The sequence below is a fragment of the Streptomyces antibioticus genome (genome assembly GCF_002019855.1).
Lineage (GTDB): Bacteria > Actinomycetota > Actinomycetes > Streptomycetales > Streptomycetaceae > Streptomyces > Streptomyces antibioticus_B.
Genome location: NZ_CM007717.1, coordinates 5237855 through 5255369 on the forward strand (window position 1 = coordinate 5237855; position 17515 = coordinate 5255369).

Consider the following 17515-nt stretch of genomic DNA (forward strand, 5'->3'; position numbering starts at 1 on the left):
TCGGTCGGTGGATCACAGGCTGTGGGCCGTGATGTCGCCGTGGGCGGTGGTGGCGTGGAGGGTGAGAGCGGCGGCGGCGCCCTCGGTGTTCGTCAGCGTGTTGCGGATCCGGCCGTGGGTGGTGCCGGCGTCCAGGGAGGCGGAGACGCCGCGGGCGGCGCCGACCGAGATGTCGCCCTGCGTGGTGCGGAGCGTGACGGTGCCCCCGGTGGCCTCGGCGATCCGGATGTCGCCCTGCTGGGTGCTGATGTGCGCGGGTCCGCCGAGGCGGCCGACCGTGACGTCCCCGGCCTGGACGGTGAGGCGGGCGCCCGCGGTCTCGTCCAGCTTGACCTGGCCGTGCGCGCCGTCGAAGGTGACCTCCCCGAGCCGTCCGACCCCCCGGAACCCGGCGCCGGCCGACGTGGCCTCGACGCGGGAGCCGACGGGCAGGCGCACGGTCACCTCGACCGATCCGGCCGGGCCGAGGATCCGGCTCCTCGCCGGTGCCGTGGCCGTGACCCGCAGGGTGCCGTCGGCGTACTCGACGGTCGCCCGCTCGGCCAGCTCCACGTCCCGGCTCCTGGCCGGGTTCAGGGGCCGGACCTCGACGGTGGTGTCGTCGCGGTCCGCGGCGATGACCCGCACCTCCCCGGCCTGGATGTCGAGGACGGCGGAGACGGGGGCGGGGGTTGCGAACTGCTGCATTGCGTTCTCCTCTGACTCGTTGTTTCCGATAGAGGAAAAGCTACGTTGCGTTCATGGATCTGGCAACGAACTTGTTGCGTCAGATCACCGTATTCGCAGGTGAATTGAGGGAAATCATTGCAATGGGCTCTACCTTAACGCAATGAAGGCGAGGCGGTTCATTGCAATGGGGTGGTGGTGAACGCTATGCTGACGGCGCCGAGGGCCACCGGGCCCCTCGGAGGGCACGCACGGAGGAGACCGCGATGCCGGGAGGCAGGCTCACCCAGCAGGAACGCCGGGAGATCGCGCTGGGACTGGCCGACGGCCTCGCCTACGCCGAGATCGCCAGACGCCTCGACCGGCCGACCTCCACGATCACCCGCGAGGTGCTGCGCAACGGCGGCCCCACCGCCTACCGCGCCGACCTGGCGCACCGGGCCACCGAGCGCCGCGCCCACCGTCGACGGCAGCCCGCCCCGCGCGGGACCGAGGCGCCCGAGCAGGCGTACGGCCGGGACGCCGAGGCCGTGCGCGCCTACGAGGAGACGCTCACCACCGTCATGACGGCCTCCGGCATGCCGTCGATGATGGCGCGCGTCCTGGCCTGCCTCACCCTCACCGACACCGGCAGCCTCACCGCGTCCGAACTCGTACAGCGCCTCCAGGTGAGCCCGGCGTCCGTGTCCAAGGCGATCGCGTTCCTGGAGAGCCAGGGCCTCGTCCGCCGGGAACGCGACGAACGCCGCCGTGACCGCTATGTCGTCGACGACGACGTCTGGTACCAGTCGATGATGGCCAGCGCCCGCTCCATCGCCCACCTCGTCGAGACGGCGCGGGAGGGCGTCCAGGTCTTCGTCCCCGGCACCCCGGCCGCCGTCCGCCTGGAGAACATCGCCCGCTTCCTCGACTTCGTCTCCGAGAGCACCGCCCGCGCCGCGGAACAGGCCCGCGAGATCCTCCGCACCCGGCCCGCGACGGTCGCCCCGGATGCCACCTAGACCGGGCGGAAGCCGCGCAGTATCACGGACTTCGTCCGGGTGAACTCCTCGTCCGTGAGCACCCCGTCGCGATGCAGCTCGCCCAACTCCCGCAGCCGGCGCAGCAGTACGTCGTGATGGTCGGCCTGGGCGGGCACGGACGCGGGTCGCCGCCGAGGCCGTGTACCGTCCGGTGGATCCGTCGGACGGGTCCGTTCCGTGCGGGCGGAGGGGTGCGGCAGCCGCGCGGTCACCGCCGTCGCCACCAGGGCGGTCAGCAGGTCCCGGCGCACATTGCCCCACAGGTCCAGGGCGTACGGGTCCTTCTCCGGCGGCAGCTTCGAGAACACCGTCTCCCGGGTCGCGAACCGCAGGAAGCCGTCCTCGTAGCCGGAGTTGGGCAGCCACTCCACATGCACCAGGTCCGCCACGGCGATGATGCGCGGCCCCGTCGCCCGCTTCACCCGGTCCGAGGTGTCGGCCCAGTCGATCCGCACCTGCGTCCCGTCGAAGGAGACCCTGCCGTCGGAGGAGCGGACCGACACCGGCACCGGAGGGCCGGGCAGCAGATAGGCACCGGTCGGCTCCTTGGGGACGTCGTCGAGCAGCAGCGCGTGCCGGATTTCCTCGGCCACGTACTCGGCGACCCCGGCCCGGTCCACGTCCACGGCCAGCCGGTAGGGATCCGCCGCGTCGGGCAGCCGTCCGCCCGTCGCCTGGAGCAGCGGGTCGGCGCCCTCCCGCAGCCGCATCCGCAGCCGCCCCCGCCTGCGCTCGGGCTCGTAGACGACCCCGGCGACCGCCTCCAGCGGCACCGCGATCTCCCCGTACGACTGCCGGAACAGCGGCACGGAACGGTGGAGTCCCGGCGTGATCCGGACCGTCGTGCCGTCGAAGGCCCAGGTCCCGTCCCGCTGGATGATCTCGGCCATACGGAAATTCTCGCAGCCGGGTCAACACGGCCCGCCCGACATCACCCGCGCTGACCGGACCTGCCGAGGGCGAGAGGTGTGCGGTAGGGCACAATTCGCTGACATCACAGGGGAGTTGTCCATAGGGCGGCGGCCGGGATCCCGAACAGGTTCCACAAAGGCCGCCGTCCGTTCGGGTCATGGGGAAGGCAGGCGTCGGACGTGGCGGTGCAGGAGGCGAGACAGGGTGCGGGTCCGGGAGCGGGTCCGGGCCCGCACGAGGGCGGCTGCACCTGCGGGGACTGTCCGCACGGTGCCCGCGCGGGACATCGGCGCGCGGTCGCCGAATTCCTGCTCAAGCGCGACGAGTTCGCGGCCGGGCAGGGACTTCCGGCCGCCGTCGCCCACTCGGCCTCGGCCTCCCGCCAGTGGGTCTCCGAGGAACTCACCCAGTCCGCCGAACACGTCGCCGACCGCGGCCGCGCCGAGGGCGAGGCATGGCTCGGCCGCCTCTGGGTCCGCACCGCCGGCACGGTGTGGGCTGCCGTCGTCGCCCTGCTGCTGGTCCAGGCCCTGACCGCGATCGGCGCCGGCTGGACCAGCGCCCGCACCGCCGGCCTTCTCGCCGCCCTGGTCGTCGCCGGCGCGCTCACCGCCGCCTCCTGGTTCCACCGCGCCCGCGGCGGCGCGCTCGCCCCCGTCATCGGCGAGGACAACCGCCTCTCCACCTCCCGCGCGGTCGCCGCGTCCTGGGTCCTCCTCGTCGCCTACGCCGTCCTGGTCCTCGTCGGCCGGCTCGCCGCCGCCTCCGGCCCCGCCGAACGCGACGCGCTCATCTCCGGCCTCGACCTCGCCCGCGGCGCCGGTGTGGTGACGGTCCTCGCCGTGGTCTGCGGCATCGCCGTCCTGGTGCGCCGCGTGGTCGGACTGCGGGTGTTCGGCCAGCGGCTCCAGAAGGTCCGCGGGCACCGCCCCCGCGCCGCCGACCTGCTCACCGACGACTCCGGCTGCGGCACCTTCGCCGACATCCAGTACGTCGTGATCAGCGCCGTCGCCCTGGTCTTCGCCGCGGTCCGCCTGGCCCGCCGCCCCGACCAGCTCCCCGACCTGCCCTGGGGTCTCGCGGTCGTGGTCCTCGTCTCGGCCGCGACCTACCTCGCCGGGAAGTACGCGGAGGGCGGCCGCCCCGTCATCCTCTCCGTCGTCCGCTCCCGCGAGGCCGGCGACCTCGACGCCCCGATCCGCACCGGCGACGACATCGAGATCCGCGGCGCCGGATTCGTCCCGCCCGGCGCCCAGACCGCCGACCGGCTCTCCCGCATGGTCGTCCGCATCGGGCCCGTCCATGTCCATGTCCCGCTCGTCCCGGTCACCGGTGGCTTCAGCAACCCGAGCGACGCCCTCCTCACCGTCCCCGTCCCCGCCGACGTGGAACCCGGCCGGGTCGAGGTCCAGGTCGTCACCGCGGCCGGCGTCGAGACCAACCGGTACGCCATCGACGTCACCGAGTGACCGCGGACGGTTGAGCGCTGTTCTCGTTCGGTACGTATGGTCTGTCGAGGGGTCCCCACCACGGCGGGCGAGAGGCGGCTCGGGCGATGACTCACAGTATGCGAAGTGACACGTACCCTCCTTATCCCGACGGCGGCGGCCGGGGCTGGCGGGACACCGCCACCCGGTACGCCCTGCTTCCCCTGCGGATCTTCCTCGGCGTCACCTTCATCTACGCCGGTCTCGACAAACTCACCGACAGCGCCTTCATGAAGGACGGCGGCGCCGGCTCCATCGGCGACACCATGCGGGCCGTCCGTGACTCCTCGGCCGTTCCGGCCCTGGTCGACCTGGCCCTGAAGAACCCCGTCGGCTTCGGCTACGCCATCGCCCTCGGTGAACTCGCCGTCGGCATCGGCGCCCTGGTGGGTCTGCTGACCCGCCTCGCCGCCCTCGGCGGCGCCCTGATCTCGCTCAGCCTCTGGCTCACCGTGAGCTGGTCCGCCGAGCCCTACTACTACGGCAACGACCTCCCCTACCTCATGGGCTGGATCCCCCTGATCCTCGCGGGCGCCTCCGTCCTCTCCCTGGACGCGGCCTGGCGCCGAAGGCGCCGGGAGCGGGCGGAGGGGCTGACGTAACCCGAGCCGGTCCGGCGGGGCGGGGCTGTCGGTCCTGGTCCTGATCCCGGTTCGGGCCTTGGCCCCGGCCCCCGTATCCGGTCAGTACGGTGAGTCCGGGTCCCCGGCCCCGGTCGGTATGTGCCGACCGGGGCCGGGGCCGTGTCCACCGGGGTCACCATGCCCGCCGTGACCTCCGTGCCCGCCGTGACCTCCGTGTCCGCCGGGGGCACCGCGTCCGCCATGACCGCCATGACCCCCGTGCCCACCGAGCCCGCCATGGCCACCGTGTCTCCCGCGGCCGCCGTCGTGTCTCCCGCGGCCGCCGTGTCCGGCGCGTACCGCGTGGGCCACCACGCCCGCCGCGCCGCCCAGGCAGAGGCCGCCCACGACCATCGGGATCACCGCGAACCACGGCACCTCCCACAGGCCGCCCGCGTCACCCGCGTAGGCGACGCCCGCGAGGACGAGGAAGCCACCGGCGACCAGCCGTCCGGGCTGGAACTCATGACGCAGCACGGCTCACCTCCACCTGTCCGACGCCGACATGGAGGTCCAGGTCGAGCGTCCCGCCGTTTGTGCCGCCCTTGCCGTCCGGCTGCGGCGACAGGGTCGTCTCCTTCTGCCGGCCCGGCTGCACGTCCACGTCCTTCTTGTTGTCGCCCGGGAGCCGGATGTCGCCCAGGCCCACGTCGATGCTGAGCTTCACGGTCGCGTCCGGCGGCACGATCACCCGCAGCCGGCCCAGCCCCACTTCGGCGCTGGTGCGCGCCGTCTGCCCCTTCGCCAGCTCCAGCCGGGACAGGTCCAAGGTGGCGTCCCCGGTGCCCAGGTCGTACGACTCCCGTACGTCCGCCACCGCCGCCGGACGCCAGGTCCGGTCGACCCAGTCGGTGCCGACGTCCTTGGGCAGGGCCGACGACGCCGCCAGCAGGGCCGCCGTGACGATCGCCAGGAACACCGACCCCGCTCCCGTCCGCCCGAGGAACGAGCTGACCGCGATGCCGAGGCCGAGCACCGCGAGCGCCGCCGCCAGTCCGGCCTGGAGGCTGGTGCCGAGCGGCTGGTGGTCCCAGGTCAGCCGGGTGGCGGCGAAGCCCACGGCCAGGGCGAGCAGGAAGACCCACCCGCCGATCCAGCGGGGCCCGGCCGCCCGGCGCGAGGGTCCGGGCGGGGCGGGTATGTCCTCGGGCAGGCCGTGACCGGTCAGGTCGACCCGGATGCCGGCCTCGAAGGCCCGGCCGCGGTAGTCCCGGGGGCCCCACAGATAGCCGGTGCCGCCGTCGTGCGTGCCGTCCTTGACGATGGGGTCGCGCCACCAGGACGGGTAGGCCGTCGGCGCCGGCGGTGCCTGGGCCTCCGGCGGGGCGTCGGCGACGGCCTGCGCGGCGAGCGGGTCGGGCGCCGAGGAGTCACGGTGCCGCGACCAGTACCCGGCGCCCGCGAGGAGCAGGGAGAGGACGACGGCGAAGGTCAGCACCCCGCCGTTCTTCAGCATCGACAGGAACACCCCGCAGCCGACCAGCGCGAACAGCACGGCTGCGAGGGCCTGGCCGTCGACCCGGCCGGTCAGCAGTCTGCGCACTTCGTTCTGGTCGTCGTCGGAGTAGGGGACGAGCAGCCAGGCGAAGCCGTAGAAGATGAGGCCGATGCCGCCGGTCGCGGAGAGCACGGCGAGGGTGATCCGGAAGATCACCGGATCCATGTCGCACTGCCGCCCGAGTCCCGCGCACACGCCCGCGATCATCTTGTGCCGCCGGTCGCGCCGGAATCTGGCCGGCGGGGCGGGGGATGTGCCCTCCGCCGTACCCGGGGCACCGGGGTCGTCCGTCGAGCCCGGCCCCGCACCGGAGCCCGGGCCCGCCTGGTACTCCCTCGCCATGGCGGCGCCGATCGCGGCCTCGGCCGCGGTCGCTCCGGCGCCGTTCTGCGTGTCCTTCACCGCCCCCGCCGCTCCTGTCCTTGTCTCTGTACCGGTGTCTGCGTCTGCGTTTGCGTCTGTCTCTGTGCTTGCGTCTGGGTCTGCGTCCGTGTTCTCACCCGCGGCGCCGGGCGTGCCGGTCGGCGGGGTGTCCCCGTCGGGCACGGCGTCCTCGGCGTGCTGGTGATCTGCCATGCGTCCATGGTGGCGGTCGAACGGCCCCGGCGGCAGTCGGGACGACCCTGGTCGGACCCTGATATCCGCCCCGAGCCCGCACCCGGGAGGTGTTCGACCGGCGGCGGGCTCGAAGATCAGGGGCGTCTCGGGGGCGAACCCTGATGCCCGGGCCGGACGGCTGTGTGAGCATCGTTGGCATGCCGGAAGCCGCAGCAGCGCCACTCGTCGAACCGCGGCCGCCGCGCAAGCTCTACCGCAGCAGTGACGGACGCTGGCTGGGTGGTGTGGCGCGGGGGCTCGCCGGGCATCTCGGCCTGCCCGTCGTGTGGGTGCGGCTCGTGTTCGTGGGCCTGTTCATGGCCGACGGCCTCGGTGCCCTGCTGTACGCGGCCTTCTGGTTCTTCGTGCCGCTCGGCGTCGGCGGGGTGGGCGACCAGAAGCCGCCGTCCCTCGTCTCCACCGAGACCGCGCCCGACGGCCGCCGCAGACTCGTCGCGCGCAAGCCGGACAAGGGGCAGATCGTCGCCCTGCTCCTCATGGTCGTCGTCGCGATGGTCTTCGTCGGCAATGTGAACCTGGGCAGCGGCGCCAAGGCGTACCTCCTGCCCGCCGTCCTGGTCGGCGCCGGTGTCGCCCTGGTCTGGCGGCAGGCGGACAACGCCCGGCGGGCCCGCTGGGTCGCGGCCGGCCGAAGACGCCGGACGCTCACGCTCCTGCGGGCCGTCGGCGGAGTTCTTCTGGTCACCGCCGGTGTCTCCGGCATCTTCGTCCTCCAGGGCTCCGCCGCGCACCTGGGCTCGGTGCTCCAGGCGGCGCTCGCGGTGCTCGTCGGGATCACCCTGCTCGCCGGTCCGTATCTGGTCCGGATGACCCAGGACCTCTCCGAGGAGCGTCTGATGCGCATCCGCGCCCAGGAGCGCGCCGAGGTCGCGGCGCACGTCCACGACTCGGTGCTGCACACCCTGACCCTGATCCAGCGCAACGCGGAGAACGCGAGCGAGGTGCGCCGCCTCGCCCGCGCCCAGGAGCGCGACCTGCGCACCTGGCTCTACAAGCCCGAGGGCACCGGCAAGGACGAGGAGGACGAGCCGGCCACGGTCGCCGACGCGGTCCGGCGCAACGCGGCGGAGGTCGAGGACAAGCACGGCGTCCCCATCGAGGTGGTGGTCGTGGGCGACTGCCCGCTCGACGAGAGAGTCGGCGCACAGATGCAGGCCGCGCGCGAAGCAATGGTGAACGCCGCCAAGTACGGTGGCGAGGGCGGCGCGGTGCAGGTCTACGCCGAAGTCGAGGGCAGGACGGTCTTCGTGTCCGTCCGGGACCGGGGCCCCGGCTTCGACCTCGACGCGATACCCGCCGACCGGATGGGCGTCAGAGAATCGATCATCGGCCGCATGGAGCGCAACGGCGGCACGGCGCGGCTGCGGGCGGTCCCCGGCGGCGGCACCGAGGTCGAGCTGGAGATGGAGAGGGTGGAGAACACGTCATGAGCGACCCGAGCGAGGCGACGGGGCCCACCGAGGCGACCGGGGCGACCGAATCGACCGAATCGCCCGAGGAGAACGGTACGGCGGGAGCGGCCGGGGCGGCCGGCGCGGGCGACGGCGCGAGCGGGCGCCGGGTGCGGGTGGTCCTCGTCGACGACCACCGGATGTTCCGCACCGGCGTGCAGGCGGAGATCGGCCGGACCGAGGAGACGGGTGTGGAGGTGGTCGGGGAGGCGGCGGACGTCGACCAGGCGGTCACCGTCATCACCGCCACCCGGCCCGAGGTGGTCCTCCTCGACGTCCATCTGCCGGGCGGCGGCGGGGTCGAAGTACTGCGCCGCTGCGCCGGGTTGATGGGGGACGCGGAGCAGCCGGTGCGGTTCCTCGCCCTGTCCGTCTCGGACGCGGCGGAGGATGTGATCGGGGTGATCCGGGGCGGCGCCCGGGGCTATGTCACCAAGACGATCACCGGCACCGACCTGGTCGACTCGATCTTCCGGGTGCAGGAGGGCGACGCGGTGTTCTCGCCGCGCCTCGCCGGGTTCGTCCTCGACGCCTTCGCCTCCACGGACGCGCCCCCGGTCGACGAGGACCTGGACCGTCTCACGCAGCGCGAGCGCGAGGTGCTGCGCCTCATCGCCCGCGGGTACGCGTACAAGGAGATCGCCCGGCAGCTCTACATCTCGGTGAAGACGGTCGAGTCGCATGTCTCGGCGGTGCTGCGCAAGCTCCAGTTGTCCAACCGTCATGAGCTGACCCGCTGGGCGACGGCACGGCGCCTGGTGTGAGCGCGGGCGCCCTCCCGGGTGCTCTCACACCACGCGGGTGGCCCCGGCGAAGGGCATCTCGCTGATCGGCGCCACCCGGACCGGCGCCGAGGGGTTGGGGGCGTGGATCATCCGGCCGTCGCCGATGTAGATGCCGACGTGGGTGATGCCGGAGTAGAAGAACACCAGGTCCCCGGGGAGGAGTTCGGAGCGGGAGACCCGTCGGCCGGCGTCGATCTGGGCGTAGGTCGTGCGGGGCAGGGAGATCCCGGCCGAGCGGTAGGCGGCCAGGGCGAGCCCCGAGCAGTCGAAGGCGTTCGGCCCGGTCGCGCCCCAGACGTACGGGCTGCCGAGCTTGGAGTAGGCGTAGGAGACGGCGGCCGCGGCGCGGGCGGTGGGCGCGCCCGCGGTGGAGCCGGGTGTCCGGAGGGTGTCGCGGGCGCCCGTCGTGGCCCGGGAGGCACGGGTGCCGGTGCCGCCGCCGGTCGCGGCGGAGCCGGTGACGCGGGCCCGGTCCGCCTCGGTCAGCCGGGACAGCAGCCTGCGTGCCGCGTCCAGCTTGCCGGTGATCGTCGTCTTGTGCTTCTTCAGTTCGGCCTGGCGGGTTCTGAGCGTGGTGAGTTCGAGGCGGGCGGAGCCCCGTAGTTGCTCGATCTCACGGAGCTGCCGGCGGACCCGGCTGACGGCGGCCGACTGGCGGTCACCGGCGCGTTCGGCGAAGGCGGCGCCGTCCAGATAGCCGTCGGGGTCGTCGGAGAGCGCCAGTTGGACGGCGGGGCCGAGCCCGCCGTCGCGGTACTGTGCGGCCGCCATCGAACCCAGTTTCTCGCGGGCCGAGTTGAGCCGTTCCTCCTTGCGGGCGGCCTCGTCGCGCAGGGACTTCAGGCGCTGTTCGGCGGCGGTGGCCTTCTCATGGGCGCCGTTGTACTTCTCGGTGGCTTCCTCCGCCTCCCGGTACAGCCGGTCCACCTTGGCCTTGACCTGCGCCGGTGTCAGATTCGGCTCGGCCTGTCCGGTCCCGTCGAAGGCGGTCGCCGTCGCCGCCCCGGCGAGGGCGAGCGTGAACGCCGTACGGGCCTTGTGGCCGCCGAATGAGCGCTGTCGGGGCTTTCGGTGCGCTGCCACGGGGGACTTGCACGTCCTTTCGTCCGACCGCCTCGTCCGCAGGCCCGGCGGTGGACCGAAGGGGGATCGGCCCGACCGGTCGGCGGTCCGCGGGCCCGGGTCCGGGGCCGTCGTGTGAGCGGACGGACGGCCCGGGGGCTGCGGCTGACGCGTCCGGCGACGGCCCGCACAGGGGGAGCCGGCCGCCGCCGGACTTTCTCGGCGGTGGTGGCCGACTGCCGCCCCTGGCCCGGGCGGCGGTGGGGAGCCGGTCACCTGGGGGAGGACGCTAGGCCCGTTTGTGTCGGGTCGGTAACGCGATGTGCGGAAGTGGCATGAGGGGGCCGCCGTCTGACCGTTTTTGACCGGGGACGCGGAGTGGAGCCGTCGGCTTCGCGTGGCGCGCTGACCGAAGCGACGATTCGAGGACGCTTCGGAGCGGCGGGCTGCTATGGAAGCGCATATATGCGTGTGCGGGTGCGTGTTTCAGCGCGGCCTCGCGGCGCCGATCGTCGCGCGGGCCGCCACGGCCGCCGCCACCGCGACCGCCAGCCACACCGCCACCGCGACCCACAGCAGTACCTCCCCGAGCCGCTGCGGCCAGTCGATGCCAAGGGCGGGGACGGCGGACAGCAATGCCGCCGCCGTCATCCCCATCGGGAAGACGGTCGCCCAGCGGCGCACGTCGAAGCGCGGACGCGGCCGGACGATCTCGGCGACGAGCAGGACGGCGTACCAGCCCAGCGCGAGGACCAGCAGGGCGATGGTCACCGTGCGCAGGACGTGCTCGTCGTCGACGTTCCACAGGTACATCTCCGCGCTGTCGGCCGCGATGAGCTTCGTGCCGGCGAGCGCCGAGATGGCGAGCGCCCCGCCCGCCACCCACTGGTCCCCGGCGCCCTCGGTCACCTGCCGCGGGTCGAACCGCGCCAGCATCAGCACATAGAGCACCAGCCCCAGCCAGAACAGCACCAGCGCGGCGTGCGCCAGCCACTCCGTCAGCTCCTCCGCGGCCAGGGTCGCCGCCAGCACCGCGAGCCCCTCGGTGGCCACACAGCACAGGAAGACCGCCCCGGGCATCCGCCGCGTCCAGTGCCGCATGACGCGCAGCAGCAGCACGGGCCACAGGACCGCCGCGACCGCCAGCAGCGCCTCGGCCGGGACCGGCCAGCCCAGGGTCGACAGCCGGGTCCCGAGGACGGTCGTGGCGGCCACGGCGGTCAGCCCGCCCGGCGTCGACGCCTCCGTCAGCCAGCGCTCGCGCTCCCGCACCAGCCGGAGGACGAAGTCCGCGGCCAGCCCCACCCAGCCGATACCGGCCAGCGCCAGCATCACGCGCGACAGGCCCTCGTGGCCGGCCAGGTGCAGGGCGATCGACAGGATGCCGGTCGCCATCACGGCGGCCCCGGCCGCCGGGGGACGCTCCGCCCACCAGGCACGAAGGGCGGGACCGGCGGGACCGGAGGAGGGCGCGGAGGAGGGGGAGCCGGGCATGGAGCCGATGCTAGGGAGTGCGCGGCGCCTTCAGCGGGGGCACGCGCGCGGGGGCGGCGAAAAACCGGCATACGCGCGCGTACCGCCGAAAACGCGTACCACCGGAAAGCGGTCCACGCGCGTGTGCGTGCGTCAGGCCGGCCGGACCACGCTGTGGATCGCCGACTCGCCGTCGTAGTAGACCGACTCCTCGCGCACGTACGTGCCCGGCTTCGGGGCGTGGATCATCATGCCGTTGCCTGTGTAGATGCCGACGTGGCTGACGCCCTCGTAGAAGAACACCAGGTCACCGGGGCGGGCGTCGGTGAGGGAGACGGTGGTGCCGAAGGTCACCTGGTCGTAGGTGGTGCGCGGCAGGGCGACGCCTGCGGCCTTCCAGGCGGCCTGGGTGAGGCCGGAGCAGTCGTAGGAGCCGGGGCCGGTCGCGCCCCAGACGTACGGCTTGCCGATCTGCGCGCGGGCGAAGGCGAGTGTCTTCTCGGCCTTGGTGGAGACCACGCCGCTCTGGGACGGCGAAGGCGAGGGCGAGGGCGAGGGCGAGGGGGAGGGAGACGGGGACGGGGACGGGGACGACGTGCCCGTGTCCGTGGCCGGCGCGGCGGCCGCCTGTCGCTGCGCCAGTTCCGCCGCCTTGCGCGCGGCCTCCTCCTGGCGCTGCCGCTCGATCGCCGCCAGTCGCGCCTGCTCCTGGGCGGTCAGCCGGGACAGCAGCTCGCGCGCGGTGGCGAGCTTCTTCTGGACCGTCGCCTTGGCGGTCTTCAGCTCGCGCTGGGTGTCGGTGAGCGCGGCGAGACTCTCACCGGCCTCCCGGCGCTTCCGCATCGTCGTCGACTGCTCGGTAACGTAGTCGTCGACCATGCCCTTCTGACGTTCGGTCAGGCGCCCCATGAGCTGGGCCTGGTCGACGTAGTCCTGCGGGGTGTCGGCGAGCAGGAAGGCCGCCGTGTCCGGCGCGGCGGCTCCGGTGCGGTACTGGGCGGCGGCGAAGGAACCCAGCTCCTCGCGCGCCTCGTTGAGGTTCTGGGTGCGTCGGGCGACGTCGTCGAGGAGACCGGCGACGCGCTTGCGCTGGGTGGTCGTCCTCTCCTTGGCGGCGTTGTACTTCTCGGTCGCCGACTCGGCCTGGCGGTAGAGGTCGCCGACCTTCTTCTCGACCTCCTCCAGGCTCGGTGTGCCGTCGTCCGAGGAGGGGGCGGCGTCGGCCGACTGGGAGAACAGGGCCACGGACGTGAGGGCGGCGGTGGCGAGGGCGGGTGTGCGGATGCCCGCCACGCGCGGACCGGAGGCACGCCGTGGCTTGCGGTGCTGCGACGCCAAAGGAGGCGACTCCTTCCATCGTCCGCCTACCGGGTTAGCTGTCGGGTTCGGGCGGGTGGTTCGGAAGGGTTGCCCTACGGCCTGTCCCCGCGCGGGACGGGGAGTCGGGCCGATTCACCCCGGAGTTTCGGTGGGTCCCCGGCTCCGGGCGCCGCACGGAAGGGGGCGTGGCCGGACTCGGCGGAGGCCGCGCGGCCCGGCGAGGTTCGCCGGTGGAGGTCGTACGGCCTGTTCGGCACGGTAGCCAACGTGTGAGGCCCTTGTGAAGGTTGATGGGTGATATGTCCGATACATTTTCGTGACCTGAGGGAAAGGGTCCTCGTTCGATCACGGGTTGTGATAAGGCCGCGCCGGAAGGTGAGTGGCGGGATGTTTCGGGGACCGGGACCGGTTGTCAGTGGCGCCCCCTAGACTCGGAGAGCGATGAGCAGCCTCTTTGACGACAGCTTCCTGGCGGACCTCCAGGGCCCCCGCGCCCATGAGGAGGAGCCCCCGCCGCCGCCCGAGGACGATCACTCTCCGGAGCAGCTTCCGGACGATCTGTTCGGCGGGAAGTTCGACACGCCCCCGGACCGGGACGCCCACTACCGCGACGGCGCCCCGCGCCCGGTGCTGGACGCGGCGGCCCTCCTGGACGGGCTGAACGACAACCAGCGCGCGGCCGTCGTGCACGCCGGCACCCCGCTGCTCATCGTGGCCGGCGCCGGCTCCGGCAAGACGCGCGTGCTCACCCACCGCATCGCCCACCTGCTCGCCGAGCGCCAGGTCCACCCGGGCCAGATCCTCGCGATCACCTTCACCAACAAGGCCGCGGGCGAGATGAAGGAGCGCGTCGAGCAGCTCGTCGGCCCGCGCGCGAACGCCATGTGGGTGATGACGTTCCACAGCGCGTGCGTGCGGATCCTGCGCCGCGAGTCGAAGAAGCTCGGCTTCACCTCCTCCTTCTCGATCTACGACGCCGCCGACTCCAAGCGTCTGATGGCGCTCGTCTGCCGCGATCTGGACCTCGACCCCAAGCGCTACCCGCCGAAGTCCTTCAGCGCCAAGATCAGCAACCTGAAGAACGAGCTGATCGACGAGGAGGACTTCGCGGCCCAGGCAGGTGACGGCTTCGAGAAGACCCTCGCCCAGGCGTACGCCATGTACCAGTCGCGGCTGCGCGAGGCGAACGCCCTCGACTTCGACGACCTGATCATGACGACGGTCAATCTGCTGCGCGCCTTCCCCGATGTCGCCGAGCACTACCGCCGCCGCTTCCGGCACGTCCTGGTCGACGAGTACCAGGACACCAACCACGCCCAGTACGCCCTGGTCAGGGAGCTGGTCGGCACCTCCGAGCACCCGGTCGACGTCCCCCCGAACGAGTTCGACGTACCGCCGGCCGAGCTGTGCGTCGTGGGCGACGCCGACCAGTCGATCTACGCCTTCCGGGGCGCGACGATCCGCAACATCCTCCAGTTCGAGGAGGACTACCCGGACGCGACGACGATCCTGCTGGAGCAGAACTACCGCTCCACGCAGACCATCCTGTCCGCCGCCAACGCGGTCATCGAGCGCAACGAGTCCCGCCGCCCCAAGAACCTGTGGACCAACGCGGGCGCGGGCGCGCGCATCACCGGCTATGTCGCCGACACCGAGCACGACGAGGCGCAGTTCGTCGCCGACGAGATAGACCGCCTCACGGACGCGGGCGACGCCAAGGCCGGTGACGTCGCGGTCTTCTACCGCACCAACGCCCAGTCCCGTGTCTTCGAAGAGGTCTTCATCCGCGTCGGCCTGCCCTACAAGGTCGTCGGCGGAGTCCGCTTCTACGAGCGCAAGGAGGTCCGGGACGTCCTGGCCTATCTGCGGGTCCTGGCCAACCCGGAGGACTCCGTCCCGCTGCGCCGCATCCTCAACGTGCCCAAGCGCGGCATCGGCGAGCGCGCCGAGGCGATGATCGACGCGCTCTCCCAGCGGGAGAAGATCAGCTTCCCGCAGGCGCTCAAGCGCGTCGACGAGGCGTACGGCATGGCCGCGCGCTCCACCAACGCCGTGAAGCGGTTCAACGTCCTGATGGACGAGCTGCGCACGATCGTCGAGTCCGGCGCCGGCCCCGCCACCGTCCTGGAGGCCGTGCTCGAACGCACCGGCTATCTCGCCGAGTTGCAGGCGTCCACCGACCCGCAGGACGAGACCCGCATCGAGAACCTCCAGGAACTCGCTGCCGTGGCCCTGGAGTTCGAGCAGGAGACCGCCGAGGCCGAAGGGGGCGCGGCGACCGGTGGGCTCGCCGCCTTCCTGGAGCGGGTCGCGCTGGTCGCCGACTCCGACCAGATCCCCGACGAGGACGAGGACGGCTCGGGCGTCATCACCCTGATGACCCTGCACACCGCCAAGGGCCTGGAGTTCCCGGTCGTCTTCCTCACCGGCATGGAGGACGGCGTCTTCCCGCACATGCGCGCCCTCGGCCAGACCAAGGAGCTGGAGGAGGAGCGCCGGCTGGCCTACGTCGGCATCACCCGCGCGCGGGAGCGGCTCTACCTCACCCGCTCCGCCCTGCGCAGCGCCTGGGGCCAGCCGTCGTACAACCCGCCCTCCCGGTTCCTGGAGGAGATCCCGGGGACGCACGTGGACTGGAAGCGGACGGGCGCGGCCGCGCCGGTGTCCTCCGGGCCGGTGTCCGGGGTCGCGGCCTCGCTGTCCTCGTCCCGCTCGCGCTCCTCGGCCTCCGGCGCGTCCGGATTCGCGACCCGCCGGGGCGCGGCGGAGAAGCCGGTGGTCGCGCTGGCCGTCGGCGACCGGGTCACCCACGACCAGTTCGGACTGGGCACGGTCGTCGGGGTGAAGGGCACGGGCGCCAACGCCGAGGCCACGATCGACTTCGGCGACACCAAGCCGAAGCGGCTGCTGCTGCGGTACGCGCCGGTGGAGAAGCTGTAACGACGACGCGAACGGCCCCCTCTCCACAAGGAGCGGGGGCCGGACCGAAGCGTCGAAGTCCTACGTCGGGTCGAGTCCGTGGCTGCGCAGCCACGACAGCGGGTCTATGGCCGAACCGCCGGCCGGCCGGACCTCGAAGTGCAGGTGCGGGCCGGTGGAGTTGCCGGAGTTGCCGGAGTACGCGACCGGATCGCCGGCCTTGACCGTCGTACCGGAGGCGACGCGGTAGCTGGAGAGGTGGCAGTACCAGGTCTCCGTGCCGTCCTTCGCCGTGACGATCAGCATGTTGCCGTAGGCGCTGTTCCACTGGGTGCGGACGGTGCCGTCGGTCGCCGCCACCACCGAAGTGCCGTAGGCCACGGGGAAGTCGATGCCGGTGTGCTGGGACATCCAGTTGATGCCCGCCTGGCCGTAGTAGGCGCTCAGTCCGCGCTGGGCGACCGGCAGGGCGTACTTGGGGCGCAGCCGCTCCTTGCGGGCGGCCTCGGCGGCGGCCTTCTTCTTCTCGGCCTCCTGCTGCGCCTTGAGGTCGATGCGCTCCTGCGTGCGGCTGACCCGGTCGCCGAAGTCGTCGGCCTCGGCGCTCAGCGTCTCGAGCTGGGCGTCGAGCTTGTTGTTGGCGGCGGACGGCTTCACGGGCTGCGCGTCGGCGGCGGACGCCGTGGTGTCCTTGTCGTCGCTGCCGCCGAGCGGTGCGACCGAGGCGGCGGCGATGCCGGCGACGCCCATCACACAGGCCGAGGGGACGGCGACGGTCAGCAGCGCGGAGCGCTTCGCGGGCGGCCTGCGACGGGAACGGCTCGCGCCGCGGGCGGCGACCCGGGAGGAGGGCACGAAGACCGGCTCCTCCTGGTCGTCGAGCAGGGGCCGCTCGGAGACGGCGGGCAGCTCGCCGGTGGCCGTCGACTCGTCGTCGCCGTCGGCGGGTTCGGCATGGCCGACCTGGTCGACCTGGTCGAAGGTGGCGGTGGCCTGCTGGTCGAAGGGGACCTCGGCCGGCTGCTCGTACGCGTCGGCGGCCGCGGTGTGCTCGCCGCCGTCGGTGTTCCACTGCGTGGCGTCGTAGGCACCGGTGTCGAAGCTCTGCGTGCCCCATTCCCACTGCTGGGTCGGGTCGGCGGGGTGCGACTGGTCGGGCCGGCTCCAGGAGTTCTCCTGGAGGGCGTCCGCTCCCTGGAAGGGATATCCCCAGCCGCTGGTGTCGGTCGTCGTGCCCTGCGGCGGGATCACGGCCGACTGCTGTCCGTCGGCGGACCAGCCGGTCGTGTCGTAGCCACCGGTGTCGTAGACGGCCTGGTGCCCGGCGTACGGGTCGTAGGTCAGGGTCTGGTGGCCGCCGGTGTTCCACTGCCCGCCGTTGTCGTACCCGCCGGTGGCGGAGCCGTCGGCGGGGAGGCTGCCGAAGAGGGGGTCGGCCGCGAAGTGGCCGGTGGCGTAACCGTGTTCGTACGTGGTGAAGCCGTCGTACTGGGCTTCCGCTTGCGCGCCGTACGACGACGTGTAGTGCGCCGGGTCGGCGTCGGAAGCCGGGGCCGGGGCGGTCGTGCTCCCCGACGGGTGACGGTCGTTCACCAACTTCTCTTTCGCCGACAACAGGGGCTGCCAGAGCAGTGCGGCGACTGTACCCGGCGGTATGCGGGCGCGACAATCTTCCGCAG

13 protein-coding genes and 1 riboswitch are annotated in these 17515 nt (G+C 72.7%); of the genes, 6 read left to right on the plus strand and 7 right to left on the minus strand.

The genetic code is table 11. The features are described 5' to 3' along the window. Nucleotides 1-12: 12 nt before the first annotated feature. Nucleotides 13-687 (minus strand): DUF4097 family beta strand repeat-containing protein, encoded by a 675-nt coding sequence (locus tag AFM16_RS23905; protein WP_078634556.1) that lies wholly within the window; start codon nucleotides 685-687, stop codon nucleotides 13-15. Nucleotides 688-932: 245 nt separating this feature from the next. Here AFM16_RS23905 and AFM16_RS23910 point away from each other — a divergent pair, with 245 nt between their 5' ends. Next, nucleotides 933-1667: a GbsR/MarR family transcriptional regulator gene (locus AFM16_RS23910; RefSeq protein ID WP_078634557.1), complete on the plus strand. Its 735-nt coding sequence runs from the start codon at nucleotides 933-935 to the stop codon at nucleotides 1665-1667. Here the strand turns inward: AFM16_RS23910 and AFM16_RS23915 are convergent. Continuing rightward, nucleotides 1664-2578, minus strand: a complete 915-nt coding sequence (locus AFM16_RS23915; RefSeq protein ID WP_078634558.1) for a DUF4429 domain-containing protein — start codon at nucleotides 2576-2578, stop codon at nucleotides 1664-1666. The genes AFM16_RS23910 and AFM16_RS23915 overlap by 4 nt on opposite strands. Before the next feature lie 201 nt (nucleotides 2579-2779). Between AFM16_RS23915 and AFM16_RS23920 the strand changes: the two genes are divergently transcribed. Then, complete coding sequence (locus AFM16_RS23920) at nucleotides 2780-4069, plus strand: hypothetical protein (RefSeq protein WP_078634559.1); 1290 nt, start codon at nucleotides 2780-2782, stop codon at nucleotides 4067-4069. Between the two features lie 86 nt (nucleotides 4070-4155). Beyond that, entirely contained in the window at nucleotides 4156-4689 is a 534-nt protein-coding gene (locus AFM16_RS23925) for a DoxX family protein (RefSeq protein WP_078634560.1), read from the plus strand. 484 nt (nucleotides 4690-5173) lie between these two features. Here AFM16_RS23925 and AFM16_RS23935 read toward each other — a convergent pair whose 3' ends face one another. Then, entirely contained in the window at nucleotides 5174-6550 is a 1377-nt protein-coding gene (locus AFM16_RS23935) for a PspC domain-containing protein (protein ID WP_245177999.1), read from the minus strand. Between the two features lie 413 nt (nucleotides 6551-6963). On the opposite strand from AFM16_RS23935, the gene AFM16_RS23940 reads away from it, so the two are divergent. Further along, a complete protein-coding gene (locus AFM16_RS23940; RefSeq protein ID WP_078634562.1) occupies nucleotides 6964-8256 on the plus strand; it encodes an ATP-binding protein in 1293 nt (430 codons plus the stop codon). Then, nucleotides 8253-9041, plus strand: a complete 789-nt coding sequence (locus AFM16_RS23945) for a LuxR C-terminal-related transcriptional regulator (RefSeq protein ID WP_078634563.1) — start codon at nucleotides 8253-8255, stop codon at nucleotides 9039-9041. Before AFM16_RS23940 ends, AFM16_RS23945 begins: the two co-directional genes overlap by 4 nt. 24 nt (nucleotides 9042-9065) lie before the next feature. Here AFM16_RS23945 and AFM16_RS23950 read toward each other — a convergent pair whose 3' ends face one another. The 3 genes from AFM16_RS23950 to AFM16_RS23960 all read right to left on the minus strand — a co-directional run bounded on the left by AFM16_RS23950 (nucleotide 9066) and on the right by AFM16_RS23960 (nucleotide 12935). After that, entirely contained in the window at nucleotides 9066-10145 is a 1080-nt protein-coding gene (locus AFM16_RS23950) for a C40 family peptidase (protein WP_078634564.1), read from the minus strand. Between the two features lie 465 nt (nucleotides 10146-10610). After that, the gene (locus tag AFM16_RS23955) at nucleotides 10611-11618 is read right to left on the minus strand and encodes a tellurite resistance/C4-dicarboxylate transporter family protein (protein WP_078634565.1); all 1008 of its coding nucleotides are present in this window, start codon (nucleotides 11616-11618) and stop codon (nucleotides 10611-10613) included. Between the two features lie 132 nt (nucleotides 11619-11750). Next, nucleotides 11751-12935 (minus strand): C40 family peptidase, encoded by a 1185-nt coding sequence (locus AFM16_RS23960; protein WP_078634566.1) that lies wholly within the window; start codon nucleotides 12933-12935, stop codon nucleotides 11751-11753. A gap of 8 nt (nucleotides 12936-12943) precedes the next feature. After that, nucleotides 12944-13113, minus strand: a riboswitch (cyclic di-AMP (ydaO/yuaA leader). Between the two features lie 245 nt (nucleotides 13114-13358). Between AFM16_RS23960 and pcrA the strand changes: the two genes are divergently transcribed. After that, nucleotides 13359-15857 (plus strand): DNA helicase PcrA, encoded by a 2499-nt coding sequence (gene pcrA, locus AFM16_RS23965; protein ID WP_078634567.1) that lies wholly within the window; start codon nucleotides 13359-13361, stop codon nucleotides 15855-15857. A gap of 60 nt (nucleotides 15858-15917) precedes the next feature. Here pcrA and AFM16_RS23970 read toward each other — a convergent pair whose 3' ends face one another. After that, nucleotides 15918-17429 (minus strand): M23 family metallopeptidase, encoded by a 1512-nt coding sequence (locus AFM16_RS23970; protein WP_030788048.1) that lies wholly within the window; start codon nucleotides 17427-17429, stop codon nucleotides 15918-15920. Between the last annotated feature and the right edge of the window lie 86 nt (nucleotides 17430-17515).